The sequence below is a fragment of the Moorena sp. SIO3A2 genome (assembly GCF_010672265.1).
GTDB lineage: Bacteria > Cyanobacteriota > Cyanobacteriia > Cyanobacteriales > Coleofasciculaceae > Moorena > Moorena producens.
This window is the reverse complement of record NZ_JAAHHC010000001.1, coordinates 486,126-511,630: the sequence shown is the minus strand read 5'-3', so window position 1 is coordinate 511,630 and position 25,505 is coordinate 486,126. Positions and strand designations below refer to the sequence as shown.

At 44.4% G+C, this 25,505-nt stretch carries 22 protein-coding genes; 9 read left to right on the top strand and 13 right to left on the bottom strand.

The window, feature by feature from the left end; genetic code table 11:
* Positions 1-83 precede the first annotated feature (83 nt).
* Positions 84-1,826, top strand: a complete 1,743-nt coding sequence (locus tag F6K64_RS02165) for a serine/threonine protein kinase (RefSeq protein ID WP_008185508.1) — start codon at positions 84-86, stop codon at positions 1,824-1,826.
* On the opposite strand, the gene F6K64_RS02160 is transcribed toward F6K64_RS02165, so the two are convergent.
* Positions 1,823-1,981: a hypothetical protein gene (locus tag F6K64_RS02160; RefSeq protein ID WP_154659822.1), complete on the bottom strand. Its 159-nt coding sequence runs from the start codon at positions 1,979-1,981 to the stop codon at positions 1,823-1,825. The genes F6K64_RS02165 and F6K64_RS02160 overlap by 4 nt on opposite strands.
* 180 nt (positions 1,982-2,161) lie before the next feature.
* On the opposite strand from F6K64_RS02160, the gene F6K64_RS02155 reads away from it, so the two are divergent.
* A complete protein-coding gene (locus tag F6K64_RS02155) occupies positions 2,162-2,752 on the top strand; it encodes a DUF2808 domain-containing protein (protein WP_008185511.1) in 591 nt (196 codons plus the stop codon).
* Positions 2,753-3,049: 297 nt separating this feature from the next.
* Here the strand turns inward: F6K64_RS02155 and F6K64_RS02150 are convergent, their stop codons facing one another.
* A complete protein-coding gene (locus F6K64_RS02150) occupies positions 3,050-3,196 on the bottom strand; it encodes a hypothetical protein (RefSeq protein ID WP_154659823.1) in 147 nt (48 codons plus the stop codon).
* A gap of 309 nt (positions 3,197-3,505) precedes the next feature.
* Here F6K64_RS02150 and F6K64_RS02145 point away from each other — a divergent pair, with 309 nt between their 5' ends.
* Together F6K64_RS02145 and F6K64_RS02140 are read left to right on the top strand one after the other, a co-directional pair.
* The gene (locus F6K64_RS02145) at positions 3,506-4,501 is read left to right on the top strand and encodes an RpnC/YadD family protein (RefSeq protein ID WP_008185513.1); all 996 of its coding nucleotides are present in this window, start codon (positions 3,506-3,508) and stop codon (positions 4,499-4,501) included.
* Positions 4,502-4,755: 254 nt separating this feature from the next.
* Positions 4,756-5,121, top strand: a complete 366-nt coding sequence (locus tag F6K64_RS02140) for a hypothetical protein (RefSeq protein WP_008185514.1) — start codon at positions 4,756-4,758, stop codon at positions 5,119-5,121.
* On the opposite strand, the gene F6K64_RS02135 is transcribed toward F6K64_RS02140, so the two are convergent.
* On the bottom strand, positions 5,103-9,701 hold the full coding sequence (locus F6K64_RS02135) for a HEAT repeat domain-containing protein (RefSeq protein ID WP_502708021.1): 4,599 nt from the start codon (positions 9,699-9,701) through the stop codon (positions 5,103-5,105). The genes F6K64_RS02140 and F6K64_RS02135 overlap by 19 nt on opposite strands.
* Positions 9,702-10,269: 568 nt before the next feature.
* Between F6K64_RS02135 and F6K64_RS02130 the strand changes: the two genes are divergently transcribed.
* Positions 10,270-11,445 carry a clostripain-related cysteine peptidase gene (locus F6K64_RS02130; RefSeq protein WP_044493524.1) on the top strand — a complete coding sequence of 392 codons (1,176 nt, stop codon included), beginning with the start codon at positions 10,270-10,272 and terminating at the stop codon, positions 11,443-11,445.
* A gap of 183 nt (positions 11,446-11,628) precedes the next feature.
* Complete coding sequence (locus F6K64_RS02125; RefSeq protein WP_267872047.1) at positions 11,629-11,754, top strand: hypothetical protein; 126 nt, start codon at positions 11,629-11,631, stop codon at positions 11,752-11,754.
* Positions 11,755-11,857: 103 nt separating this feature from the next.
* Here F6K64_RS02125 and F6K64_RS02120 read toward each other — a convergent pair whose 3' ends face one another.
* The 6 genes from F6K64_RS02120 to F6K64_RS02095 form a co-directional block, all read right to left on the bottom strand.
* A complete protein-coding gene (locus tag F6K64_RS02120) occupies positions 11,858-12,616 on the bottom strand; it encodes a phosphoadenylyl-sulfate reductase (protein WP_131827442.1) in 759 nt (252 codons plus the stop codon).
* 174 nt (positions 12,617-12,790) lie between these two features.
* Positions 12,791-12,955, bottom strand: a complete 165-nt coding sequence (locus F6K64_RS02115; protein WP_154659824.1) for a hypothetical protein — start codon at positions 12,953-12,955, stop codon at positions 12,791-12,793.
* A complete protein-coding gene (locus tag F6K64_RS02110) occupies positions 12,924-13,118 on the bottom strand; it encodes a hypothetical protein (protein WP_008185522.1) in 195 nt (64 codons plus the stop codon). Before F6K64_RS02110 ends, F6K64_RS02115 begins: the two co-directional genes overlap by 32 nt.
* 128 nt (positions 13,119-13,246) lie before the next feature.
* On the bottom strand, positions 13,247-13,492 hold the full coding sequence (locus F6K64_RS02105; RefSeq protein WP_287252167.1) for a hypothetical protein: 246 nt from the start codon (positions 13,490-13,492) through the stop codon (positions 13,247-13,249).
* 308 nt (positions 13,493-13,800) lie between these two features.
* The gene (locus F6K64_RS02100; RefSeq protein ID WP_131827237.1) at positions 13,801-14,280 is read right to left on the bottom strand and encodes a cupin domain-containing protein; all 480 of its coding nucleotides are present in this window, start codon (positions 14,278-14,280) and stop codon (positions 13,801-13,803) included.
* Positions 14,281-14,912: 632 nt separating this feature from the next.
* Complete coding sequence (locus tag F6K64_RS02095; protein WP_008185526.1) at positions 14,913-17,183, bottom strand: zinc metalloprotease HtpX; 2,271 nt, start codon at positions 17,181-17,183, stop codon at positions 14,913-14,915.
* 851 nt (positions 17,184-18,034) lie between these two features.
* Here F6K64_RS02095 and F6K64_RS02090 point away from each other — a divergent pair.
* The 3 genes from F6K64_RS02090 (at position 18,035) to F6K64_RS02080 (ending at position 22,142) form a co-directional block, all read left to right on the top strand.
* Complete coding sequence (locus F6K64_RS02090) at positions 18,035-19,132, top strand: hypothetical protein (RefSeq protein ID WP_008185528.1); 1,098 nt, start codon at positions 18,035-18,037, stop codon at positions 19,130-19,132.
* A 532-nt stretch (positions 19,133-19,664) separates the two neighbouring features.
* The gene (locus F6K64_RS02085; protein ID WP_008185529.1) at positions 19,665-19,949 is read left to right on the top strand and encodes a hypothetical protein; all 285 of its coding nucleotides are present in this window, start codon (positions 19,665-19,667) and stop codon (positions 19,947-19,949) included.
* Between the two features lie 42 nt (positions 19,950-19,991).
* Complete coding sequence (locus tag F6K64_RS02080; protein ID WP_008185531.1) at positions 19,992-22,142, top strand: ABC transporter substrate-binding protein; 2,151 nt, start codon at positions 19,992-19,994, stop codon at positions 22,140-22,142.
* A gap of 11 nt (positions 22,143-22,153) precedes the next feature.
* On the opposite strand, the gene F6K64_RS02075 is transcribed toward F6K64_RS02080, so the two are convergent.
* From F6K64_RS02075 to F6K64_RS02060, 4 genes are all read right to left on the bottom strand, one after another.
* Complete coding sequence (locus F6K64_RS02075) at positions 22,154-22,303, bottom strand: hypothetical protein (protein ID WP_154659825.1); 150 nt, start codon at positions 22,301-22,303, stop codon at positions 22,154-22,156.
* Positions 22,304-22,980: 677 nt separating this feature from the next.
* A complete protein-coding gene (locus tag F6K64_RS02070; RefSeq protein WP_287264735.1) occupies positions 22,981-23,238 on the bottom strand; it encodes a pentapeptide repeat-containing protein in 258 nt (85 codons plus the stop codon).
* 114 nt (positions 23,239-23,352) lie between these two features.
* Positions 23,353-24,351, bottom strand: a complete 999-nt coding sequence (gene cofG, locus F6K64_RS02065) for a 7,8-didemethyl-8-hydroxy-5-deazariboflavin synthase subunit CofG (protein WP_008185535.1) — start codon at positions 24,349-24,351, stop codon at positions 23,353-23,355.
* A gap of 285 nt (positions 24,352-24,636) precedes the next feature.
* On the bottom strand, positions 24,637-25,314 hold the full coding sequence (locus F6K64_RS02060) for a helix-turn-helix transcriptional regulator (protein WP_008185536.1): 678 nt from the start codon (positions 25,312-25,314) through the stop codon (positions 24,637-24,639).
* Positions 25,315-25,505: the final 191 nt, after the last annotated feature.

The following is a 25,505-nucleotide window of genomic DNA, read 5'->3' as shown; positions in this document are numbered from 1 at the left end:
TCGTTTGATCAAAATTTCAATTAACTAATCAGAAAATTCCTAAGTTCGATAAAATCAAATCACAATGTCTCTTGAGCTGTATTGTGCATCCATTTGTTGCTGAATCAATTCATTGCATTAATCCCAATTGCCCAGCACCCTACCCTCAGCCAAGGGATAACAACTTTTGCAATGGTTGTGGAGCAAAGTTAAAGCTCAAGAATCGCTACTTTCCTCTCCAGCTTTTGGGTTCAGGAGGATTTGCCAACATATACACCGTTTGGGATTTGCAGTCGAAGACAGAAAAGGTGCTGAAGGTTCTGCTGGATACTAAACCGAAGGTATTGCAGCTATTTCAGCAAGAGGCAGATGTTTTGCAAGGTTTGGATCATCCAGGCATTCCCAAAGTTGAGCAAGATAGCTATTTTGTCGTTGATCTAGGTGTTGAGGCACAGCCAGACCTGCACTGTTTGGTTATGGAAAAAATCAACGGTTCAACCTTGGAGCAAATGCTCAGGGATCATCCTCAGGGATGTCCAGAGATATTAGTGCGAGACTGGCTCTACCAGGCAGCAGAAATTTTACAGGTGTTGCACAATTGTGGAGTGATTCACCGTGACATCAAACCCTCAAATTTAATGCTACGGGAAACCACCGGAGAGCTAGTGGTGATTGATTTTGGGGGAGCTAAACAATTGAGTATGGGTTCTGAGTTTTCTCAGAATGATTCGACTCGGTTGATTACTCCAGGTTACTCTCCACCGGAACAGATAACTGGTGCAGCCATTGGACCGGCTGCTGATTTCTATGCCCTGAGTCGAACCATGATTCATTTACTGACTGGTCAAGAGTTGAAGGATTTACAAGACCCAGTAACTGGTCAATTTCGGTGGCGAGAGCAGGCAGTGGTAAGTCATGACTTGGCGGACTTGCTAGATGAAATGCTCAGCGTAGTACCCCAACAACGACCAACAACTACCATTGAGATTCATCTGCGTCTAGGTATGACTCCTAGCCCTAGTTACCAGCCTATCCCAGCACCAGTCTATTCGTTTCAAGGAAATCAGGTAGCTGCTCTGGGGTTATCTAGCCCTAAACTAACACAATCTGTGACAGGGTTGACTCATTCGATCACATCCCTAAAACATTTCCTATTAGCAGTAGTGATCAGCATCGCACTAGCTTGTCTCGATAGTGTTTGGGAGATGTTCCTCGGAGCTTTTGGGGGAGTTTTTTGTGCAACGGTTGGGTTTATGGTATTGAATTGGACAAGTCTTGGGGAGAAAGTGACAAATTGGCTCTCTGACCAACTGTATATGATCTTGCCTTCGCTGCAAATAACGATGTGGCAAGAAATGCTGTTGTTTGGGGCGGCTGGCTTAGGTACAGCTTGGGGGTTGACCGCTGCAGGAGGCTTTGGTCAGCAGCGGCGTTTTTTAGTGGCAGGGATAATGGGTATTTTTGGTTATAGCCTGGGATGGTTGATGTGGCAGGCAACGGTACCTACGCTATTATTGGTGTCTTATGTACCTGACCAGGGGTTGCTGCCATGGATTACTGCGGTTACAGTAATGCTCCTGGTACTAGGATTAGGGCTACCCAGTCATAATCTTGTTCATGCCTTAGTGGTGGCAGCAGGAACTGGTGGCGTATTTGGGGGTCTAGTGTCATCTGATCTATTGCCAGCAGGATTTGTGGTTAATATGTTTTCCTTTTCTAGAACCGGTAAACTGGATTTCTATCAGCCTATGACTTTTTTTGCTATGTTGGCTATGCTAGAAGGATTTTGGCTAGGGGTGAGTTGTTACCTGCTAGTGCCAGTAATGCGTTGGTTTGGTTGGCGTTAAGGGAGTAGGGAGTAGGGAGTAGGGAGTAGGGAGTAGGGAGTAGGGAGTAGGGAGTAGGGAGTAGGGAGTAGGGAGTAGGGAGTAGGGAGTAGGGAGTAGGGAGTAGGGAAGTTGGAAGTGGTAAAAAATCCTGTGTATCTAATAGGTATGAGCAACGCTATACTCGATTTTATTATGGTTTTCTAAGGTAGATATCACGTAATTTTAACGGAAGAGTCTGATACTTAAGATTAAGTCCGGTAGAGTAGTTATCCTTGAAGGGTATTGGTTAATTAACAATTTTTCGTTAAACAGTCAATTTCTTTCGGGCGCTTTCTTGATTAGAGGTGATTGAGATGACTAATAATATAGCACGTTGGGGATTAACTAAGGCTCGTCTTCTAGGCTCTGGTGCATTTTTATTGGGTATATTGCTACCCACTACTCTTTATGGCTTACCTGCTAAGACGATTGAAATCGGTAATGGTAAGACTGTGTTTAACCGTGCTCCGCGTTTAGTTAGGGCAGCTACGAGCTTTACTAGAGTAAGGGTTCCATCAACGTACCAATTCACCCTCAGATTACCTGAAGATGCTGGAGAGTCTTTGCAAGCTGTAACGATTACCCAGAATAAAACTAATATCGAGAAAGTCAAATTTGATCCGAGAAAGAGTCGTGGGTTTGTGGGCGATACTTTTGCTGGTGGCTCATCCCTGACCTTGGCGAATATTGGCGGGAATGAATCGTCTAACTCGGATCAAGTAACTGTTGTGTTTGATCCACCGGTCACTCCTGGTCAAACGATTACAGTTTCGGTTAGAGCTAAGGAAAATCCTGAGTTTAGTGGTTCTTATTTATTTGGAGTCACGGCTTTTTCTACTGGAGAGAATAGCCCTGGTTTATTCTTAGGTAGCCGTAGGTTGTTTTTTGATGAGTTTGGAGACTAACCGGCAAGTGGGTTAGTCCTAGTGTAAGCATTCAGCTATCAGCATTAAGCTATCAGCATTAAGCTATCAGCATTCAGTGGGAAGTTTATGTAGGGTGGGCAGTACATCAGACAGATAAGATCAGCTGGGAAAGCCCGTTAGTAGGCACTGCCCACGATCGGATTAATTACTTGTAGCCAGTGTATTTAGCAAATGATGGCTTGACCGGAATAGCTGATGTTATGTAGGGTGGGCAGTGGATTAGACAGATAAGATCAGCTGGAGGGCGTTGGTACCCACTGCCCACCATCGGATTAATTACTTGTAGCCAGTGTATTTAGCAAATGATAGCTTTACCGGAATAGTAAGAAATGGAGCTGAAGCTTGATCACAAAGAACGACAGTATAGAAAAGCGATCGCGTAGCGTGACCATTCGCGTAGCGTGGCCTAAAGGCCAAGGTCAATCGCTTTTCTAATACCAGTCAGCTGATGGGAATAATGAAACACAGGAAACTTTAGAAGATGGGGAGTCATATCAGCAACTGGCTCCCCTTTTTACTGGCTGCATCCCTATTCCATAAAATTACTAAATTGTCGATTTCACTTATTTTATAAATCCTAGAGATTGCTTTCAGTAATTTTAGTATTAATCTCGCCATAATCTGCTATTTAACTATACAATGTACTACACTGAATACCATGACAGTAATGAGAGCATTTATCTCTTTTTGATGAGATGGTTTTTAGGATTAGTCTAGAATTAAAAAATAGAAATGAACGAACCCATAGCTGACTATGACAATCCTTGGAAAGAAGCATTACAAGCGTATTTTGAGTCATTTTTGCAGTTTTGTTTTCCCCAAGTACACACTCTGATTGATTGGAATCAGACACCCCAAGCCCTTGATACAGAGCTACAGCAGATAGTTGGTGCTGCTGAATCAGGAAAACGAATCGCTGATAAATTATTCCAGGTGTGGCTCTGTGGTGGAAATGAAACTTGGGTCTTGATTCATGTAGAGGTACAAAGCCAAAAAGAATCAACCTTTGCTAAGCGAATGTACCAATATCATTACAGGGCATTTGACCTGTACGAAAAACCTGTGATTAGCTTAGCGGTATTGGGAGATGAAAATGCGTCTTGGTCTCCATCGTCCTATGAATATGGCTTGGGAGGTTGTCGCCTGAGTCTAGAATTTCCGATAGTTAAATTATTGAACTATCAGTCAATGTGGCAGGTGTTGGAATCGAGTACTAATCCCTTTGCAGTAGTGGTGATGGCTCATCTAAAGACCAAAGCTACCCATAAACAACCAATGGAGCGCAAGCGATGGAAGTGGTACCTAGTTCGGAGACTTTTTGAACGAGGTTATAGTAAAAACGATATAGTGAAGCTGTTCCAGTGTATTGACCAAATGATGGCTTTACCGGAAGAGTTAGAACTGGAGCTGAATCAACAACTTGAACGTTATCAGGAGGAAAGACAGATGCCTTTGATTAGTCGAGTCGAAGAAAGGGCAATGAAGAGGGGTCTGGAACAAGGACTTCAACAAGGACTTCAACAAGGACTTCAACAGGGACTTCAAGAGACAGTGGTTAAAATTTTACAAAATCGGTTTGAATCGGTATCACCGGAATTGGTGGGAGCGATTAATAGCATAGAGGATATCTCTGTGTTGAAACAGTTGATTGATCACTCTCTTAAAAGTAAATCCCTTGAGGAATTTGAGCAGCTCTTGGCACAACATCAGCTTAGTCAGGAGAATTGAAGAGTAAGGACACGGGCAAGATGCCCGTTCCACCAAAATGCCCGTTCCACACCTGATGCCCATTCCACCAATTTGATGTAGGGTGGGCAGTGCATCAAACAGATAAAATCAGCTGCGGCATTGGGTGTTCCTAGGCACTGCCCACCACCGAATTAATCACTTGCAGCCAGTGTATTGACTAGATCATCGCTTGACCGGAATAGTTACAAAAAGAGCTGAATCAAGAACTTGAACGTTATCAGGAGGAAAGACAGATGCCTTTGATTAGTCGAGTCGAAGAAAGGGCAATGAAGAGAGGTTTTGAAAAAGGATTTCAACAAGGATTTCAACAAGGACTTCAACAAGGACTTCAAGAATGTCGGAAAGGCTTACAAGAGACAGTAGTTAAAATTTTACAAAATCACTTTGAATCGGTATCACCGGAATTGGTGGTAGCGATTAATGCCATAGAAGATATCTCTGTGTTGAAACAGTTGATTGATCACTCTCTTAAGAGTAACTCCCTTGAGGAATTTGAGCAGCTCTTGGCACAACATCACTCCCTCGGTGCGCTTTCCGTAGGCGAATTAAATTCGCCACGGGTCGCACCGCTCCCTACTCCCTACAACTCAATGGAATAAGAATCCAAACCACTTTGTCCTGGACCCTGAGTCCACCGTGAATCAGGTTTCCAAGCACCATTTTCTTCTTCCCGGCGGCGAGTGCGGACAGTGAGCTGATTACCGTTAATTTTCAGTAGATTATATTGCCAGGGATAACCGGTTACTAGTTCTCTGGTCGGTGCGCCAAAGGTGCCAGCACAAATTCTATCGAGTTTGCGCCCATCTTGGCTGAGGTCGTAACGGAAAAGACTGGTTTCAGCTTTGTGGATGTGTCCATGGAGGAATAAGCGGAATCCAGCTTGGGCGAGTTGTTCCATGAATCCTTGGTCAGTAATGCGATCGCTTCCGTTACTATTCAGGGGATGGTGCCAAACCGCTATTTTCAGGCACTTGCCGTAGTCTTGATTAAGGCGAATCTTGGTCAGGGCGTTAGCCAGAGCAACTGGGTGAATGCTAGCACGGTCTTTGAAGTGGTGATCCAGTTGCCAAGCGGAGTTTAGTCCTAGAATCAGCAGGTTTTGGTCTGGGAGATGGTAGATCATCCCTTGCTGGTGATAGTCCAGGGGATAGGGTTGAGCTTTGATGGCTTGATAGAATTGACTGAAGTGGGCAAAGCGTTGTTGGTATTTGGTGTCATCTCGGACTCGAATCACCTGATCAGTGACTTTGATGTAGTCACCGTCTTGGAGTTTATCGTGGTCTTTTGTGCGTTCGCGTAGCGGCTCTGAAAGAGCATCGCATAACTCATAAGCCTCTTTTGCGAGGTCCCAGTTGAGGTCATGGTTACCGGGAACTAGAACAATTTGCTTCGGGTCTAGGGGGAAGTCTTGGCGGAGGTTGTGGAGAAACTGTTGTGCAGCCTGGTATTCTTGTTGCGTGGAATAATTGGCGATATCACCGGAGAGGATAAGAGCATCAAGGTGAGGGATTTGAAGGTCTTGCTTGAGGTCTTGGGCGAGTTGGTTTGACCAATTCTTAGCTTGGTCAAGGGTGGTGATGTGGAGGTCCGAGAGGTGGAGGATGTATATGGTTTGAGTGGCAATAAATTTGGGAGAATCGTCTTTGGGAGTAGGTTTGGGACGATAGGTTGGGTTGTAGACTTGGCAGCGCTCTTGAATGGCGTTAATGATATTTATAGTTTTCTTAAAAATATCGTTATAATTAGTTGCTGCCAATTCTTCGTTGTTGAGGCGATTAATTAGTTTAGGAATAGTGGCTTCTGTCCCGATTTTTCCCAGAGCTTCTGCCGCACGAATACGCACAAAAACGTTGTCATCATCCAGACATTTAATTAAGGGGTCTATGGTGGCTTCTGTTCCGATTTTTCCCAGAGCTTCTGCCGCGCGAATACGCACAAAAACGTCGTCATCATCCAGACATTTAATTAAGGGGTCTATAGTGGCTTCTGTCCCGATTTTTCCCAGAGCTTCTGCCGCACTTATACGCACAAATGAGTTGGGATCATCTAGCAATTTAATTAAGGGGTCGATGGTGGCTTCTATCCCGATTTTTTCCAGAGCTTCTGCCGCACTACTACGCACAAATGAGTTGGGATCATCCAGCAATTTAATTAAGGGGTCGATGGTGGCTTCTATCCCGATGTTTCCCAAAGCCTCTGCCGCACTTATACGCACCTCATAGTTATCATCATCCAGGAATTTAATTAAGGGGTCGATGGTGGCTTCTGTCCCGATGTTTCCCAAAGCCTCTGCCGCACTTATACGCACATAATAGTTATCATCATCCAGAAATTTAATTAAGGGGTCTATGGTGGCTTCTGTCCCGATTTTTCCCAGAGCTTTTGCGGCACTTATACGCACATCATAGTGGGAATTATCCAGCAATTTAATTAACGGGTCTATCGTAGATTCTGTACCGATTGCTCCCAGAGCAGATGCCGCAATAATAAGCACATCATAGTGGGAATTATCCAGCAATTTAATTAACGGGTCTATCGTAGATTCTGTACCGATTGCTCCCAGAGCAAATGCCGCACTACTACGCACAAATGAGTTGGGATCATCCAGCAATTTAATTAAGGGGTTTATAGCGGCTTCTGTCCCGATTTTTCCCAGAGCAAATGCCGCACTCCTACGCACAAATGAGTTGGGATCATCCAGACATTTAATTAAGGGGTCTATCGTAGATTCTGTCCCGATTTTTTCCAGAGCAGATGCCACACTTATACACACAGAATAGTGGTCATCATCTAGCAATTTAATTAAGGGGTCTATCGTAGATTCTGTCCCGATTTTTCCCAGAGCAGATGCCGCACTACTACGCACAGAATCTTGGGGATCATCCAGCAATTTAATTAAGGGGTCTATGGTGGCTTCTGTCCCGATTTTTCCCAGAGCTTTTGCGGCACTAATACGTACAGATGAGTAGTGATCATCCAGCAATTTAATTAAGGGGTCTATGGTGGCTTCTGTCCCGATTTCTCCCAGAGCAGATGCCGCACTAGTACGCACAGATGAGTAGTGATCATCCAGCAATTTAATTAAGGGGTCTATGGTGGCTTCTGTCCCGATTTTTCCCAGAGCAGATGCCGCACTAGTACGCACAAATGAGTTGGGATCATCCAGCAATTTAATTAAGGGGTTTATAGCGGCTTCTGTCCCGATTTCTCCCAGAGCAGATGCCGCACTAGTACGCACAGATGAGTCGTCATCATCCAGGCATTTAATTAAGGGGTCAATCGCCACTTCTGTCCCGATTTTTTCCAGAGATTTTGCCACACTAGTACGCACAGATGAGTCGTCATCATCCAGGCATTTACTTAGTTCAGGTATCGCTCTGTCTGATTTAGTTATTTCCAACAGCTCAACCTTAAAAGACTTCGGAACCTCTAACCTAGCCACCAACTCGACAGTATCTTCCTGAAACTTGGGTTTTACTGCTCCTGCTAACCTGGCTCCCAGTTGCCAATCCACATCTAACCCTAACCTTACCACCCGCTGTGCTTGGGCTTGATCATCTACCAATTGCAGCATCAGCACCAGAGTTTCTGTCCATTTCAAATAATTGAGATAGTTTTGTTGTAACTCCTGATCCCTAAGGTTTGGTAATTGCTTCAATAAATATTCTGCTGTATAGTATTCTTGGATCAGTTGGTGTCGAAACTCAATCAATTCTCCTGATGCTTGAATCAAGTGATGGTTGAGTAAGTCATCAAGCCAAGTCTTGGCGCAAACATTAGGATTAACAACAGCCTTATTAAGTAGATAGTTAGTTAAAATTTCCTCAGCTTTTGTTTTAGCAATAGCAACGCTGATCTCCTCGGGTTTATCAGGATTATCCCCTGTTGTCATCACAAACCCTAACTGTTGCAGCAGCTCAGGCCAAAATTTTCTTGATTGATTATCGGAAACCTTAACATCTTGCTTGATTTGCTTAGAATAAGACTGGGTAAATAACCGAAACACTAAACCGAGATTTGACGGTATCTTACCTATAGACTTAAATAGGTCACATAGCATCATCAATAGTAGGGGGGTTTGCCCAAACTCCCGTAAGCGATCGCCCAACTGCTTAAGCATCTGCTCCCCCTGTTGTGGCAAATACTTGCGGACAAACTCCGACATTTGGGCTGCACTCAAGGGTTGCATTTCCAACTTCTTTTCAATCCCCAGGTCACCACCCACTCCTAAATCCCTAGTGGTCAAAATCATGGAAGTAGTCTTCTGGTAATCCTGCCGAAACTGAGTCAAATGTAGGCGTGCTTCCTCTGAGGGTAGCTCGTTCACGCCATCGATAAGTAGCAAGAATTGTCCCTGAAACAATAGTCTTTCGATTTCGGTAGAGTCGAGGAGTACACCATGGCGTTTCAGAAAATTCCGCACTAACTCCAACACCGATGTCTGGTAATATCGCAGTTCCACCAGCACCGGAATTTTCCCTTGTATCCCTTCATTTGCCAACAATTGGACTAAGGCGGTGGATTTGCCTGAACCCGGACGTCCCACCAGTAATACATGGTCATTAGCATACTTGAGCAATCCTTCTAGAACAGGCAAGCGTTCAGTTTCTTCCCGATTCTGGTTTCTTTGTGGCTGCTCCGACTTGATGGTTTCGACCATTAGGTCAAAGTTGAACAGCATCGGGGTCTGTTGCTGCTGCTTGCGCTTGCGGTCTTCGACATCGCTTAGGGTATAAACTTGCCACGATTGGGCGTAGGTGTCACGGATTGATGCTAGATAGGGATCCCAAGTGACCATCTTAAGGTTTAATCGGGTTGAAGGTTTAAGGTTGTTCGCGTAGCGTGGCCAAAGGCCAAGGTTAGTTGGTTGTTCGCGTAGCGTGGCCAAAGGCCAAGGTTGTTCGCGTAGCGTGGCCAAGGTTAGTTGGTTGTTCGCGTAGCGTGGCCAAAGGCCAAGGTTATGACGATTGAACCAGTATGCGTTCGCGTAGCGTGGCCATAGGCCAATCGCATAAGCGCGGAAGCGAAGCTTCCGGAGCGTAGCGTGGCCATAGGCCAATCGCATGATTGTAGAGGCACTATCGGAATAGTATGCGTTCGCGTAGCGTGGCCATAGGCCAATCGCATAAGCGCGGAAGCGAAGCTTCCGGAGCGTAGCGTGGCCATAGGCCAATCGCATTATTTCTAGACTGTAGCAAACTGGCTTGATGCTTGTTCCACGTATTCTTGTAGAGGCATTATCGGAATAGTAAGCGTTCGCGTAGCGTGGCCATAGGCCAATCGCATTATTTTTAGGCTACAGTTCGCCTTGGGTGCATCTCATTAAAAATATTGCGTAGGGTGCGTTAGGGGGCGGGGGATTTTCTCAGTAGCCATGGTTAGGTTGCTGCCCGTAACGCACCACCGGGTCAAACAGCTTTTAGGAGATGCATCCGGAGCATACCCATAAGCTGATAGCTTATAGCTGATAGCTTACGGTTTAAAGTTAAATACTATGTTAAAGGGCACGATTATTATTATAATATAAATTGATTATTTATACTCAAAGACCTATTGAAAAATATTACTTTATTTAAACTTGTTACAAATGGTTAATATCTAAAATTTTTTTGTATACTAAGTATAGTAATTAATTGTGTTGCTTAAGCTCTCGCTGATGGCGGTAGCCGAAATATTATCTGTTGGTATTAAGGTTAAGTTATTATCAATATAGCTACAAAGCTTGAATTTACATTTCTGTCGTGATCATGAAACGAAGAAAGTTCTGTCGTTATGTTGCGTTAAGTTCAGCTTGCTTTGCTGGAGTCGTAAGTAGGAATTCTTCTTCTGCCGTGGGTTCCCAGTCTTTCCAAACTAAATCACGTCATCAATGGGTGGTCTTGTATTGGATGCCATACGATAACGACCTTGTACGTTTTGGTGAGCCAATCGTTGAAATGTTAACCCGTGGTACGAAAAACTCTGAAATTGCTGTAGTCGTTCAATCAGACTACTGGGGCGAGCCAAAAATGCGTCGTCGTCAGCTTGTTAATGGGATTACCAATGAGATTGATGTAGCAGGGGAAAACAGTAGTGACGTATCAGCTTTTTCAGCGTATCTTGATTGGGCAAATCAAACCTTTGAAGCAGAGTCTTGGGCGGTTATTGTTGTTGGTCACGGTGGAAAAATTAACGAAATTAGTCCTGATGATCACAAGACAACTGGTCAAACCCGGACTTGGATGAGAGTTGACCAGTTTGCCAATGCGGTTAGTAAATTTAACCAAGCTACTAATGGACGAGTTGAGCTACTTTTCTTTCAGAATTGCAACAAAGCTACGCTGGAAGTTGTATACGAAGTCAGGAATTGTGCTCGATATACCCTTGCCTCTCAGCTGACTCTTGGTGCCCCGAATTACTATTACGAGAGCTTTCTCAATCACCTTAAAAAGCCATCGGTTGGTGGACGTGAAGCAGCCATAGCTATCATGGATTCTGAGAGGGCTGATATGTATCACACCCTGACACTGGTAGACAACCAAGCCGTTGAGGGTATTCCAGATAAACTCTCACGGTTACTTCAGCCGATTCTCAACAGCCGTTTGCCAGCAATTAGAGACTCAGAACTCCCAACCTATCACTATTTTGGTGAACAGCATTGTGATGCACTTGTTTTACTTGGTCATCTGTTCAGGAGCAGCAGTCAAAGACAAAATGAGTTTACTGAATTTGCTGATTTTCTGCGTTCATCAGTTATTACCTCCTACAAAACAGGAGGAGAATTTTTTGGTGGCCGTCCTCCTAGCAATACCAATTCAAAGGAATTATGTGGTCTAAGTTTATATCTTCCAGAAACTGAACAGGCTACTTCTCGCTACAGTTCACTGGCTTTATATCAAGAAGTTGATTTAGTAAGCTTATACAGATTAATAGTTACCAGTTGATTACTGGGTGAAGTGTATTGGTAACAAGTTAAGGTTGTGTGCAATTTGTCAAAAAAATAGTTACAAAATTGAAGCAGTATGCGATCGCATGATTGTAGAGGCACTATTAAACTAGTATGCGATCGCGTAGCGTGGCCGTAGGCCAATCACATTATTTGTAGACTACTGTAGCAAACTGGCAAGATGCCAGTTCTACCAATTATTTGTAGAGCCACTATCGGAACAGTAAGCGTAGGCATCTGTGATAGTAGTAGCAAACTGGCAAGATGCCAGTTCTACTCATTATTTCTAGAGGCACTATCGGAATAGTAAGCTTACACATCTGTGATAGTAGCAAACTGGCAAGATGCCAGTTCTACCAAGATGCCCGCGTACGCATTCCAATTCCCTACTCCCTACTCCCTGTTCCCTATTACAGAGAGCTAGAATCAAGACTTGCAGCTTCACCAGGAGTTTCAGGCAAGTGTATACCACACTCTTGCTTAAGGCCATGAAAACGGGTATCCCGTTCATCCTGATCATCAAAGGATAAAGGTCGGCTGGAATGCCAATCACCGACGGTTGTATAACCCTCATCAAACATGGGATGATAGGGTAAGTCATGAGCGGTGAGATACTTATAGATATCCCTAGAGTGCCAGTTAAGAATTGGCAAAATCTTATACTGCTCCCCCTGCTTGTTAACCCAGCCCATACTCTTGCGGTGGTCAGTCTGTTGCTTGCGCAATCCTGCTAACCATCCCGTTGCGTTTAGTTCCCGCAAAGCGCGCTGCATCGGTTCCACCTTGCGGATCTGGTCGTAGCGGTTGAGGGATTCTACATCCTGCTTTTCCCAGAGTCTGTCATACAAGGCTTCCATCCGTGCTGGACTCATGGCAGACTGGTATACTTTAACATTCAAGTTGAGTCGTTCGATCAACTCCTCGGCAAATCGATAGGTTTTCACCGGTAGGTAGCCCGTATCTATCCAAATTACCGGTATATCTGGAACGACACTAGTGACCAAGTGCAGCATGACCGCTGACTGGATCCCAAAGCTGCTACTCATCACTAAGCCATCACCAAAGGTTTCAGCTGCCCATTCTACGATTTTGGTAGCGCTAGTGTCAGTCAGTTGCTGATTTACTGCTTCCAAATCCAGCTCAATTGGGTTTGATGTCACCCCGGTCATGGGGTCTAACTGCTGAGATTGGAGCTGGTTTGTTTTCCCATTCCCATCGAGGTGATCAGGGCTTTCGATAGGTGCAGCCTGTTGATTTCCAGAAGCTTGATCAGAAACGATCAGATTCAGTCGCGGCATGGTGGTAGTGTCTTGTTTTTACTCTGGATATATTGTTATGGTAATTTATTTGTGAATAATCTCTTTGGCAAGAGGCAAGAGGCAAGAGGCAAGAGGCAAGAGGCAAAAGGCAAGAGGGAACGCTGATCTGACTCCCGATTCCCGACTCCCTACTCCCGACTCCCGACTCCCGATAATCCTAAGAGTCTTCTTCAGTGATCGGCTCGCCAATATCAAATATAATCACAAATTGAGCATCGGGCATTAGCCGTTTCAGAGCCTGCATATGACCCTCCGCATCCGAACGTTTGCGGAACCGAGCAACAATCACTCGTTGCATCTGTGGTAATAAGCGCACCACCACCCATGGATGTAGGCGTTCAGCATAGGACATAATTTAATGTATCTCCTGTTATAAGGGGTCCTAGAGCCAGCCTTCAGCCTGGAATATCTTCAGGCTGGCTCTTCCCGTTTAACGTTTCGTTTAACGTCTGGGGCAATTTTATTATAACATAAATAATCTTACATTATAACAGATTTTGAAAATATTTGTAACAAAGTTGTGAGGGACTCGGGAATCGGGAATCGGGAATCGGGAGTCGGGAATCGGGAGTCGGGAATCGGGAATCGGGAATAGAGACTCAATTGAGAACTGCTATATAAAAAAACCAGCCATTGAGAGGGGCTGGTGATACTTGCTGTGTTGGGAGGAGAAAACCTAGGGCCAATACGCTTACAGTGTGCCTTTATCCTTGGCTGTGAGGTCAAGGTTTCAAGGACGTAGTGATCCTTGGGTAATCAGTTATGTAAACAAATGTAACGAATATTTAGGAATAACGCAACATTTCTTAATGTTTTTTTCGGGAGTCGGGAATCGGGAGTGTGGGGAGTGTGGGAAGTGTGGGGCGCGGGCGCGGGGAGATCGGGAGATGGGGGAGATTTTTATTAAGGGTAATTGTCATAAAATGATATTAGCTTTCTATGACCGAAGAGTGTTTTTGCATCCATTGAAATGCACCCTAGAAACTGACGGCTGACCGCTGACCGCTTACCGCTTACCGCTTACATTTTATTCTTCACTTTTCCGGTTCAATTAAAATAGTTTTTGGTTGCTCAACATCAAATAGGGAAGCGGACAGAAGAATAACTGGTTTGTTTGTTTTGTTTTCACCATAGTGAACCATTCCGCTCGATTCAACTAGAGAATCTCCAACCGTTAGTTGTGTAGTTTGCCCTGCTTGCAGAATTAATTCTTTGCCATTAGCTTTCCTTACTTTAGCCTCTCCTTTCACAACAGTAAACGTTAACGTGCCAGCCTCTACTAGTGCAATTTGCATGCCGGTATGAGTATGAGTAGGCAGTTTTGTTCTGGGTTTGATGGTATGGCGAATAAGTTCCAGAATTTCCTTTTTTTCTTGAGTCGGATAACCACTGCCTAAAACGTCACTTGTAACCGATTGAGTGTAACTATTGGGTGAGGAGGTTTCTTGACTGTTAACAACTACACATCCAAAAGCTAGGATGGCTAATGGTAAAATTATAGACAGTTTTTTCATACTATAGTGTTTGGATTTTGGTTGTGAATACATGAACTAGAAACATGGTCTAGCAACTATCATCCCAGTGATTGATCCGTTCTGCGACCCTGCCGACCCTACATCTATATCAACCCCATCCGATGGTGGGCAGTGTCTAGAAACTATCATCCCAGTAATTGATCCGGTCTGTTCACTCCCTACATCAACCCCATCCGATGGTGGGCTGCTCTACTATTCCGATGATGGGCAGTGTTTAACCCAGCACCTTACGCAACTATGGTGGGCAGTGTATAGCAACTATCCTCGCAGTGATTAATCGAGTCTGATACACTGCCCACCCTACATCAACTATTCCGATGCTGGGCTGCTCTACTATTCCGATGGTGGGCAGTGTTTAACCCAGTGGTGCGTTACGGGGGGGACTTTCCCAAGGCTGGCTACGAGGTTGAAAATGACGGCGAGCCCCCCTAACGCACCCTACGCAACTATGGTGGGCAGTGTATAGCAACTATCCTCGCAGTGATTAATCGAGTCTGATACACTGCCCACCCTACATCTACTATTCCGATTCCCGATTCCCGATTCCCGATTCCCGTTCCCCTCCTGGGAGGGGTTAGGGGTGGGTTCCGATTCCCAATTCCCTAGTAATTTCAGGCTCCCACTTGGGAAATCAGATAAGCGCCGGATAGGGCTGCTACTGTGGCGAGGATGGTAATCCAAATGGGATAGTAGCTGCGAATTGGTTTATCTCCTTCGATACTGATGGTTTCAATATCAATCCAGGGATTAACACCCCGGCGAAACCAACCGGTGACGATTACGGTCTGGTTAACTAAATTACTAACACGGGTGGGTTGAGGTAGGATATTACCTAGTGGTCCGAGATAGGAACAGTAGTTTAGTCTGACTAAACCTGTCGAGGTTTGTAATATTAAATCTTGTCCGAGCCAATTGCGTAATCCCGAACGTCCTAATAGTTTTCCGCTTAAGAGAACAGGACGACTATCGGGAGGTAGAGTAGCGTTAGTGGCGAAATAATCTCCTAAGTCGGGGTCAGTACCGATATTGGTAGGTTTGAGGTCGGGAAAGTAATTATTAATCCAGAGAAAGACACTGATACTAAAGGCAATTAAGATACAAGCATCGATAAAGGAATTGGCGTTATGTAGCCAAATTAACTGCCAAATGTCGAACATGTCAGACAGTTTACCAATCATCCAAAGTATCCCTCTTAATGCTGCGCCCATAATTACGCCAAAAATTAGGGTACTTTGTAGCAGGGGTAAGGCTTTGTAACTGTTGCTGAGTTTAGAGAAAAATTCAGCTCGATTGCGACTGGCAGGAATTAAAGCTGGTAAATCTAGTTCGGCATGAAGCTTGAGAAAGTGGGCGTAGCGCTTAGGTAAATGTAAACGTTCTCCGAGTAGGGGATGGGCAGAGTTGATGATTAACCAGTAGCGGTAGGGATTAGTACAGTCCCATTTCAAGATGTCTTCAAAGGGGGTGGTGGGGGAAAAACTGCCGATAACCATGGCTTGCTGATAACCGACGGGGAGTAAGACATCAAAGCTTTCTAATAGCCCACTGGTTTGGCCGGAAATTTGGATGTCTTCGCTTATCCCTAGGGCAATTTTTAGTAAGGCGCGGGTCAAGCCATTGGGATTACCTGTGGTTGAGATGGCGATGCGATCGCTATAGTAAACCCTAGCTCTAGATAACCATAGCAGGGGTAAGCTCAATACCCAATAAATGCTGTAACTGAGGGAAGCAACAGTACCAGTAATTCCTAAAAGGATTGCGCTTAACCATCCCCTAGCACCAGGTAATTTAACTAGCAGTAATTCCTTTAGCTTCTCTGCCCACTGAGGGATTTGCCAATAGATAGTGTAAGGGATTTGAATAATTAGTACCCCTAGGGACATCAAGATGAAATCCCGATTGATAATATGTCCTAGCTGACCGGCGTAGATGTTGGCAATTTCATCATCTTTGAGCTGGTCTAATAATCCCTGACTAACTACAATCCGAGCAGTGCGAGGTAAGTTACCATAGGTCAGGGCTACGGTGGCGTCTGTGGGTAAGACTTTTAAGCTCGGTAAGGGCAGACGACGTTTGCGGCAAACCTTTTGTATAACTTTAGCGGATTCTGGATGGCGGGAAGCTAGTTGGGTCAAGGATAGGGCTTCAAGACCATGAAACTGCTTTAGCAATCCATCCATTAACCAGGGCGATAGGATAAATAGGATGGCTAAGGTAATTTCTAGGGCTACGGTTGGGTCACGGTATAACAATTGGAAGGGTTGGAACCAGGGTAACTCTACCAAGATGGAATTGATGGTTTCCATGGCGAATTCCACTAGAACCCGCAGTAGCCAGAAAAATGCGATCGCAACCGTGATTGCGACTAACCACAACCGTTCCATCTTGGCAGATTTCAGGGGATGCCAATGCTGTGCTCGTCCACAGTTGCGCCATCGAGGACGAGGAGTGTAGAGGGTGGGAATATCCGGGGGAGAGTAGGGAACTGGTAATAGGGAAGAAGATGAAGCAGTCTGGTTTGGTTTACGGCTCAGTTTCAGTGGGCTAGAAGCCTGATCCTCTAGGGGGGTAAACCCTGTGGCATCAGTAGGGGATTTAGCAGCAACCGGATACTTGGTAATTAACTCAGCCTCAGTTTTAGCTGCCCATTCCTGTATCTGGGGGTCAGGGTGTTCCCTCAGGTGTTGGCAAAGTGCGATCGCTTTTTCTGGCTGACCATGCTTAGGATAAGCCTCGACTAGGGATTGAGAGGCTTCCGTCACAATGGAGTCATCCAACTCCATCTCACAGACACCTTCTAAGTGTGCGATCGCATCCTGGTAATTGCCCTGTTTGAGAGCTGCTAGACCAGCTGCCAGAGTTGGATTAGGAATAGATGCCATGAGGTTAAGAGTGTTTGTCCCTATCTTCCTTTAAGATAACCTTGGGCTACGGATTTGATCGCGCCTCAGTTCGATGTAATGATTTCACAGGTGTTGAGCAGTAGGCACGATCCAGACTTCAGTAATAATATAGCTTTTATGAATAGGTCATAAAAACTTAGGCTCATTTAGCCTACATCAAAAAATCCTCGAATATCTTTCCTAGTCTTAGCTGGTCTTTGATCCGAATTTTTATTGCTCCATCATCTTTTGTTTACATTTCATTTAAAAACCATAATAGCCCCATTGATTAGGGTGTATGCTAATATTTTTTGCTGCTGAAATTAAGGATTAATGATTGAAAGCATCAGCCTCTACATCAGCCTCTACATTCACAACGTATGGGTGAATTTTAGATTTTTTTTCAAAAAAAAGTGGGGTTATAGGATAGCTTAATTATACCATAATTAAGCTACGCATGATAATGATATGTTGCTATAAACAACGCTTTTTCAGGGTGGAAAAATAATCTTTAAGCTGTTATTTTGTTACAAAAACGTTATTCCTTCGTAAATTAAGGAGTATATCTAGCGTTTATCGCCGTTATGAGGTACAGTATTCTTTGACGTTGATTCCCTGTTTTGATGCAGCGCATTCCTATTCCCTGTTCCCAGATCCGCTGTTCCCTAAAATCCCGAAATTTTGTACCTCATAGCTAGGATAATTGCTAGGAGGTACCTTTATTGATCCAATTCAGTGTGATATACTCATTTGAAAGTTGTGATCAAGGGAATGCATAATGTTAAATTACTAATCCAAGGGCTAGATAAATTACCCCGATTTATCCCATTTAATATTAAGGACATCATGCCATGACTTCACAAAATCCAATCCCGCCACAGTTAGGTGAGATGCCAAACCCAGAAATTCAGTCCACGGATAAAAATCCGTCTACTGAAGCACTAATAGAAGAAGGTGTTAACCGCATCGTCACCGAGATTGTTGATTCAGCGCTAGCACGGATTAGGGACCAGCAAGAGCGGCAACTAGTGCGCGATGGTATTGCTGATATCCTCGGTAACACACTCCAGGAATTGGTTGAGGAAAAACTGAATCAGCAGCAATCTCAGATATCCATGGTTGGAGGCATGGCTATCGGTGATGCTGTTAATACCGGTATTAATGCCGCCAAGCAAGTACAAGACCTAGGCTTTGTGGAGTTTACTGCTGGCTTAATTAACGGTACTTTCGATGCTATTATCGCTGCGACAATCAGACAGATCGAAGCCTATGCTGAGCTGGTTGCTAACCTAGCCAAAACCCTCAAGCAGTTTGAGGCTGAGAACGTCTCTGATGCGGAGATTAAGGCACACCTTAATGAAAACTACCCGGATGGAAATGGCGGCACTCTTGTACGGGCGAACTATATATTTCCAAACACACCTACAGACCAAAACACCGGCAATCCTGGCAAGGCTGGTGTTACTAAATTAAAGGAGGTAGCAAGAGCATTAGAAGCAGAAACGGTCAACCTGGAACAACCCCTTAAACTCACTATCACACCAGAGCAGAAGAATTCTTTCACAGTTCCTCAAGTCCAAGTAATTCGTCGCAAACTCTCTGAGTCACTGGCACAGAGCTTGATTGATCATCTCCGGGAGATGGCACGGCAGGGTATGGCACGGATTGTGATCACCGATGGTGAAATCCTTTCTAAACTTACCTTTAACGTTACTGCTACCGAAACAGAAACTAGACGAAAAAGCGAGTACGACCGTTTACAAGCTGGCGCTTCTATCCGAGCCAGTGCTAGGTGGGGATGGGGTCGTGCTTCTGTTGGAGCAAACTTCAACAAACTAAAAGTCAAAGCAACTAATGAAAGTTCATTTGATAACGTCACCATGAGTACTGAAATCATTGGTCAGGTTAAAATTCGCTTCCGCACCGAGACCTTCCCAATAGTAGAATAAAACGGATAAATTGATTACCTAATCACTTAAGTATTACAGCGGGATGATTGTTGCGATAGGTTAGCGCCTAGGGAATAGGAAAAGAGAGAGGAGTTTGGGGAGATTTGTTCCCTACTCCCTGCTCCCTGCTTCCTTATTAAGTAACTTCAATCATCCCCTATCTATCATTAGAGCACTACGCATTAAGAGGATATCTGAAAAGTTTTTTGATACTGAATTTTGCCCCCCTAGCCCCCCAATTCTGGGGGGAACAAGAATCCATTTGTTGGTAAAAGTCCCCCAAAATTGGGGGATTTAGGGGGCTTGAATGTAGCAAATGAGACTTCTCAGACAACCTCTAAGGTGTTTGACATTGTCTTGATGCAGTCGCTCATGGGGGGAACCCCCAAAACCGCTTAGGTGCGCTTTCCGCATTAAGAATTAAATTCGCCACGGGTCGCACCTCTGCATCGCTCCTAAACTCCGAAACTTAGTCATAACTTACTTCTAACTTCTGACTTCTAACTTCTGACTTGCGCGTAGCGCTATACCTATGGCTGACATCACACTAGGCAACTTGATTGCCCTGATCCTTGAAGAAGTATCTGACACCCTCGACCAGACAAATTCTGACAGCACTACAGAAACGAATTTAGAGGTTACAGATGTTTATTTTGATATTCCAGCCCATTTATACCTAAAAACCGATGGGCAATTTTTAAGTCAAGAGAAAACAAAATCACGAGTAATGATTAGTTTACCTTCAACTATAGAAACTCCCCCTGTCGGTAAACTAGGTCGCATCCGCATGACTATCGCTCCTGAAAAATCACGATAAGACTACTATTCCGAAGTTAAACACTTTTGCTAGTAAACTACTATGACTAATGAGGAATCATTAACAGCCAGCAACGGCAATACAAAAGGTAATACAAAAAACAATACAAACAGCAATACAGAGGAAAACACGGAATGGCAGCTAGCGGAGATGGTTGATGCGATCGCTGCTGAAATTGACCGTGCTGAAGATACTCTTTCTTTGAAATCTTATGCCCGTGGCAAGTCTATGGCGATTAAACAGCTTCAACTCGATATAGAAGTTAAGCTGCGCCGTACCTCTGACGGTAAAATCTTATTTCGGACTACAGACCCTGGGGAAAATAGCGCTACTGTTATCAAACTGGATTTTGCCCAAGTCCTAGAAAGCCAGTTACAAGGAGTGCGTAAGCAACTTGATCAACCGATCAGCACTAGGCCCCTGGCTACTCTACCTGGTATTACCGAGGCTGAGATCAAACAATTAAATGGCATTGGGATTTACTCAGTTAATGACCTTGAAGGCTACAGCCAAACAGCGGCAATGGTAGCTGAACTCAGCCGCAAAACTGGAATTGCTGATTCACGGATTCGGATATGGCGACAGCTACCGTTCTTGAGTGAGGTGAAACCAGCAAAAGGACTACCCGGAAGCCAGGTTGTGATTGAGGGAGGTAATTTTGGCGATCGCGACCCTAATGCCGCAGTTTTCTTCCAAGGTCAAGCAGTACAGATTCTTGAGTGGAGCAAGTCCCGTTTAATTGTTACCATGCCCGAAGTAACAGGCTCTGGTGTCTTGTTTGTAGTTATCGATGGTCAAAGCACCAATCTGCTGTCTTGGGAAGCAATCACCGTTGATTTACGAGTGCGAAATATTACTATCACACCAGATCAACCATTAGCAGGAGACCTGATTACCATTGAAGCGGATCTAATCAATCAAGGGAATAGTTCTTCTGATACCTTCGAGGTACAGTGGACAGTGGATAACAAGCCGCAGCCAATCCAATCCCACGGTCCGTTGCAGCCCAATCAGCGATCGCAAGACAGCAGTATCCGTCGCCAGCTCAGACTCGACCCTGGTTCCCACACCATCCGCTTCACTGCTGATCCACACCAGAAAAATTTAGACCTAAACCGAGCTAACAGCACCTTTACCAGAGAGATTGAGGTTAAAGGTCTAAACCAACTAACCATTGCTGATTTTCGTGATATCAATACCCTTGACCCACTACTCAATATTAACTACCCTTCAGCGAATATGAACTACGGTCCAGGGGATGTGTTGAGCCTAGTCTTCCGTGGTTTGGGTCGTCTTGATCCAAAAACAGGAGCTTTCGTAACCGATATTGCTACTCGTTGGTGGTGGATTGAAAATAAGGAAAATAATACTCGAATAATTTATTTCCAGCTTTCTGAAGAAGTGAGTTTCCATGACGGAAAACAGCTTACTGTAGCTGATGTAGAGTTTACCTATCAGGTATATAAAAAACTTAACTCAAGCCCAAATAAGCGGGTGATAAACATAATCAGAGATATCAATGTCGTTAATGATCGGATAATCAGCTTTGAAGTACTGTGGCCTTTTCTCAAAGAAGAGGAACGCAAAGACGATAATTCTGATCAAGTTGATATTGACAAAGATGATACCATTACGCCCATTGACCGGGAGCAGATTCAGTCTATCGAGAGCATTGATCAGATTGAGTCTATCGAAATCGTTGACCAACCACGCCCCCGCCCCATCGACATTGCTGAGTCTCCACTACCACGCTACATTGCCTCTGTGATGACTATCGGTATAGTACCGCGCCACGCTTACAATCAAAAAAGTTTTCAGCTGAAGCCCATTGGCAGTGGACCTTTCCAGGTTGAGAGATTTGACTCAGGCCAAGAAATTGTACTGAATGCTTTTCCCAAGTATGTAAAAGGTGCGCCACGATTGGATCGTATTGTTATTTCTGTCCTAGGGCAGCTTGATGCAGTCACAGAGGTAGTAAGTAGTAACAAGTATAATGCTGCGGTGCTACCATATACTGAGAAACTCTATAGCCAGTTCAATAACAGAAAAGATTGGACTGTAATCCCAACTCCCCTCAACAAACCGGAGCTACTTCACCTACAATCTTCTAGTCTTCAGGAGCGATTACCCAACGATTTCGATACTAATTGGAATGCCCATCTTTGGTACTTTTATAGGGAAATCGTATTATAGTGGTTATGCTATTATGAAGGTTGGCGACGGGTTTTTAGTGCGTAGGGTGCGTTAGGGGCGGACTTGCCCTTATTTTTATCCTCGTAGGGTGCGTTAGGGACGGGCTTGCCCTCATTTTCTGCCTCGTAGCCAGTGTTGGGATAGCCCGTCCCGTAACGCACCGTCAAAGTTGGGATAGTCCGCCCCGTAACGCACCACCAAAAGTGTAAAAAAAATCCCAATTAAAGTAGGGTGGGCAAATTGATATTATCTAGAATACTCACCCATAACCAAAATGTTTTTTTTTGCCCACCCTACAACCTACAAGTCAGTAGGGTGGGCAAATTGATATTATCTAGAATACTCACCCATAACCAAAATGTTTTTTTTTGCCCACCCTACAACCTACAAGTCAGTAGGGTGGGCAAATTGATATTATCTAGAATACTCACCCATAACCAAAATATTTTTGCCCACCTAATGTCAAAAAAAATCCCAATTAAAGTAGGGTGGGCAAATTGATATTATCTAGAATACTCACCCATAACCAAAATATTTTTGCCCACCCTACAACCTACAAGTCAGTAGGGTGGGCAAATTGATATTATCTAGAATACTCACCCATAACCAAAATGTTTTTGCCCACCCTACAACTCTGAAGAATAGGGGATTCTGATTCCAGAAATTTCAGGGAAATATGACCAGTTCGACAGAAAATGTGACTTGATAATACTGAGAGGTTGTCTGAGAAGTTTCATTTGTTACATCCAAGCCCCCGTTGGTCCCCCAATTTTGGGGGACTTTTAGAAGCAAATTGACTCTTGTTCCCCCCAAAGTTGGGGGGCTAGGGGGGCAAAATTCAGTATAAAAAAACTTGGGAGATATCCTCTGAGAGAAGTAATGAAAATCCCAGTAAAATAATTACCCAGTAATACTGTAATCCACTCCTAGCATGGCTAAAGGTCGCTCCTTTCAAAAGAGCATTGGTGAAGTCTACACCTCGAAGGTCAGCGTGGTTAAAGTTTGCTCCTGTAAGGTTTTGACCCTTAAAGGAGCGACCTTGGAGATTTTGGCCAGAGAAGTCGGATAACATAGTTGCTACGTACTTGTTGAGCACACTTCCTGTTTGACATCAGGCTTGTCGGTCAATCGTTTCACCTCTGACGAGACGAAATTATCGGAATCTTGGTTCCAGTGCTGTTCAACACCTCTACCAATTACCCATAACCAATTACCTATCACCAATTCGCCATCTCTCAACCACCCGTTGCAATCTCGCAGGTAACCAACTGTCATACTTAGGATAAACTGGCAAACGCGCTACTAACTTCCATCCAGCTGGTTCAATCACTTCGCGCAATCGATAACTATGGGGATGAGGATAATCGGGATTCACCTCATCCTTGGGACTAATTCCTCCTAAATCCCGTGCGCCAGCCTCCAAACACGCTAATAGAGCAGAAGACCGTTGAGGCAAGTTCCCAACAGTATCAACTAAATTGGGAGGAATTTGGATAGTAATATCCAAGGGCAAAATCTGACGCGCCTTCCGAATCACTTTTACCAGGTGATTAAGACCGAAAGACTGACTATGAAAGATTTCTGTAGTGCCCTCACTGTAAGGTTGCAGGATGACCTCTTGGATATGACCATACTCACCATGAATTTGTGCGATCGCATTTAAACTTTCCCACCAATCCTGCTCAGTTTCACCAATGCCAAACAACAAACCGGTCGTAAAGGGAATCCCCAATTCTCCCGCCCATTGCAACTGTTGTAGTCGCACCTCTGGTATCTTACTGGGAGCATAGCAGTGAACGGTTTTGAGCAACTCCGGTGTTAATTGTTCCAACATCAACCCCATAGACACATTCACCTGCTTGAGTCGCGCCATCTCCTCCCAACTCAACGGTCCAACATTAGTATGGGGCAAAAATCCCAGAGACAAAGCCAGGTCACACAAATCATAAATTAGTTGAAACCAAGCCTTGCGCCGTGAAGACCTAGGATGAACCTCACCACTAAGAATCAGAATTTCACAAACACCCTGACACTGAAGCAACCTTAACTGATTTTCCGCATCCTCCACACTCAACCAAGGACTGCTCCCCGCTTCCGCCCGAAAATTGCAGTAGCTACAGCGATTAAAGCATTCGTAAGTCGGAACCAAAGTGTAGGCAGGGCTGTAGGTAATGATGTGGGAATCAGATTGGGAATCAGAAACGTCCATAGCAACAAACACCCGTCAAAAGAGTCCTATGATAATTGTTAATTATCAAGTAACACTTTAAGCATTCAGCGGTCAGCGGTCAGCGGTCAGCGGTGAGCTAAAAGCTCACGCTACTTGAGGTGCGGTCAGTTGGCCTTGGGCTGATAGCACCTCAAGTAGCACCATCTGTAGCGCATAAGCACCTCAAGTAGCGTGCGCATTAGCTGATAGCTGATAGCTGATAGCTGAATGCTTTCTTCCCGACTCCCGATTCCCGACTCCCGATTCCCTACTCCCTACTCCCTATTAGCTACTAACTAATGCCTGTTGTTTAGCATAAATATTTTTCAGATGCTTCTTAACAGTATTGGTAGTAATATAAAGCCGAGCTGCAATTTCTTTGTAAGACATTTTAGCTTTCTTAAGCAACCAAACTTCAGCTTCTCGGTTAGTCAATCCATATTTTTTAGCATCAGTAATAGCAGCATTATAGTAAGAATGATGGCGATTTTCTAGAGTTACTAACAGATATGGTTCTGCTTGATTATCCAAAAATAACCATCTGACCCTAACTCGAAATGTTACTGAATTATCCATTTTGATTTCCGACTCAAGAATCATTTTCTGCCCAGAAAACCAATCGCGACTATCAATTAACCCTTCGCACACTCGCCAAATTGACTCAGGGATAGAACTCATCTGTGACTTATCTTGACAGAGTTGACGACAAATGCTAAGCCCACGTTCATTAGCATGAACCCACTTTCCTTGAGACGTCAGAATCAAGACACCGTCAACAAACCCTTCAAGAATAGCTTGTAGGAGGAATTGAGAGTTATTCGATGGTAAACTAGCAATTTTAGACTTATTTTCCGAATGACTGAGCTGATTGGCCTTCGGCCACACTACGCGATTGGCCTTCGGCCACGCTACGCGATCGAAACCTTTGACTTGGTAGTTAATCTGGGACTCTAAGCTATACATGTTGAATCTCCTTCAATACCCATAACTCTCCGAATTACCCAAGAACTCTATACAGAGATGGCTGAATTGAGTAACTCGTTCTGGCTTACTGATACAGTCATTTTTATAGGCGAACTCCTGTAGCTACAATGAGCAAGCTACAGATTTCCCAAATTCGTTGCATTTGTTTGCAATCAAGGGTAGCCGGGTGA

Bases quoted from the DNA above. Each gene is read 5' to 3' on its own strand.
- F6K64_RS02100 (WP_131827237.1), bottom strand. From the start codon at position 14,280: ATGAAAAAACTGTCTATAATTTTACCATTAGCCATCCTAGCTTTTGGA.
- F6K64_RS02120 (WP_131827442.1), bottom strand. From the start codon at position 12,616: ATGACCGGGGTGACATCAAACCCAATTGAGCTGGATTTGGAAGCAGTA.
- F6K64_RS02140 (WP_008185514.1), top strand. From the start codon at position 4,756: ATGCCTTTGATTAGTCGAGTCGAAGAAAGGGCAATGAAGAGAGGTTTT.
- F6K64_RS02110 (WP_008185522.1), bottom strand. From the start codon at position 13,118: ATGTCCTATGCTGAACGCCTACATCCATGGGTGGTGGTGCGCTTATTA.
- F6K64_RS02145 (WP_008185513.1), top strand. From the start codon at position 3,506: ATGAACGAACCCATAGCTGACTATGACAATCCTTGGAAAGAAGCATTA.
- F6K64_RS02125 (WP_267872047.1), top strand. From the start codon at position 11,629: ATGCCAGTTCTACCAATTATTTGTAGAGCCACTATCGGAACAGTAAGC.
- F6K64_RS02080 (WP_008185531.1), top strand. From the start codon at position 19,992: ATGACTAATGAGGAATCATTAACAGCCAGCAACGGCAATACAAAAGGT.
- F6K64_RS02085 (WP_008185529.1), top strand. From the start codon at position 19,665: ATGGCTGACATCACACTAGGCAACTTGATTGCCCTGATCCTTGAAGAA.
- F6K64_RS02095 (WP_008185526.1), bottom strand. From the start codon at position 17,183: ATGGCATCTATTCCTAATCCAACTCTGGCAGCTGGTCTAGCAGCTCTC.
- cofG (WP_008185535.1), bottom strand. From the start codon at position 24,351: ATGGACGTTTCTGATTCCCAATCTGATTCCCACATCATTACCTACAGC.
- F6K64_RS02060 (WP_008185536.1), bottom strand. From the start codon at position 25,314: ATGTATAGCTTAGAGTCCCAGATTAACTACCAAGTCAAAGGTTTCGAT.
- F6K64_RS02090 (WP_008185528.1), top strand. From the start codon at position 18,035: ATGACTTCACAAAATCCAATCCCGCCACAGTTAGGTGAGATGCCAAAC.
- F6K64_RS02155 (WP_008185511.1), top strand. From the start codon at position 2,162: ATGACTAATAATATAGCACGTTGGGGATTAACTAAGGCTCGTCTTCTA.
- F6K64_RS02130 (WP_044493524.1), top strand. From the start codon at position 10,270: ATGAAACGAAGAAAGTTCTGTCGTTATGTTGCGTTAAGTTCAGCTTGC.
- F6K64_RS02135 (WP_502708021.1), bottom strand. From the start codon at position 9,701: ATGCGATTGGCCTATGGCCACGCTACGCTCCGGAAGCTTCGCTTCCGC.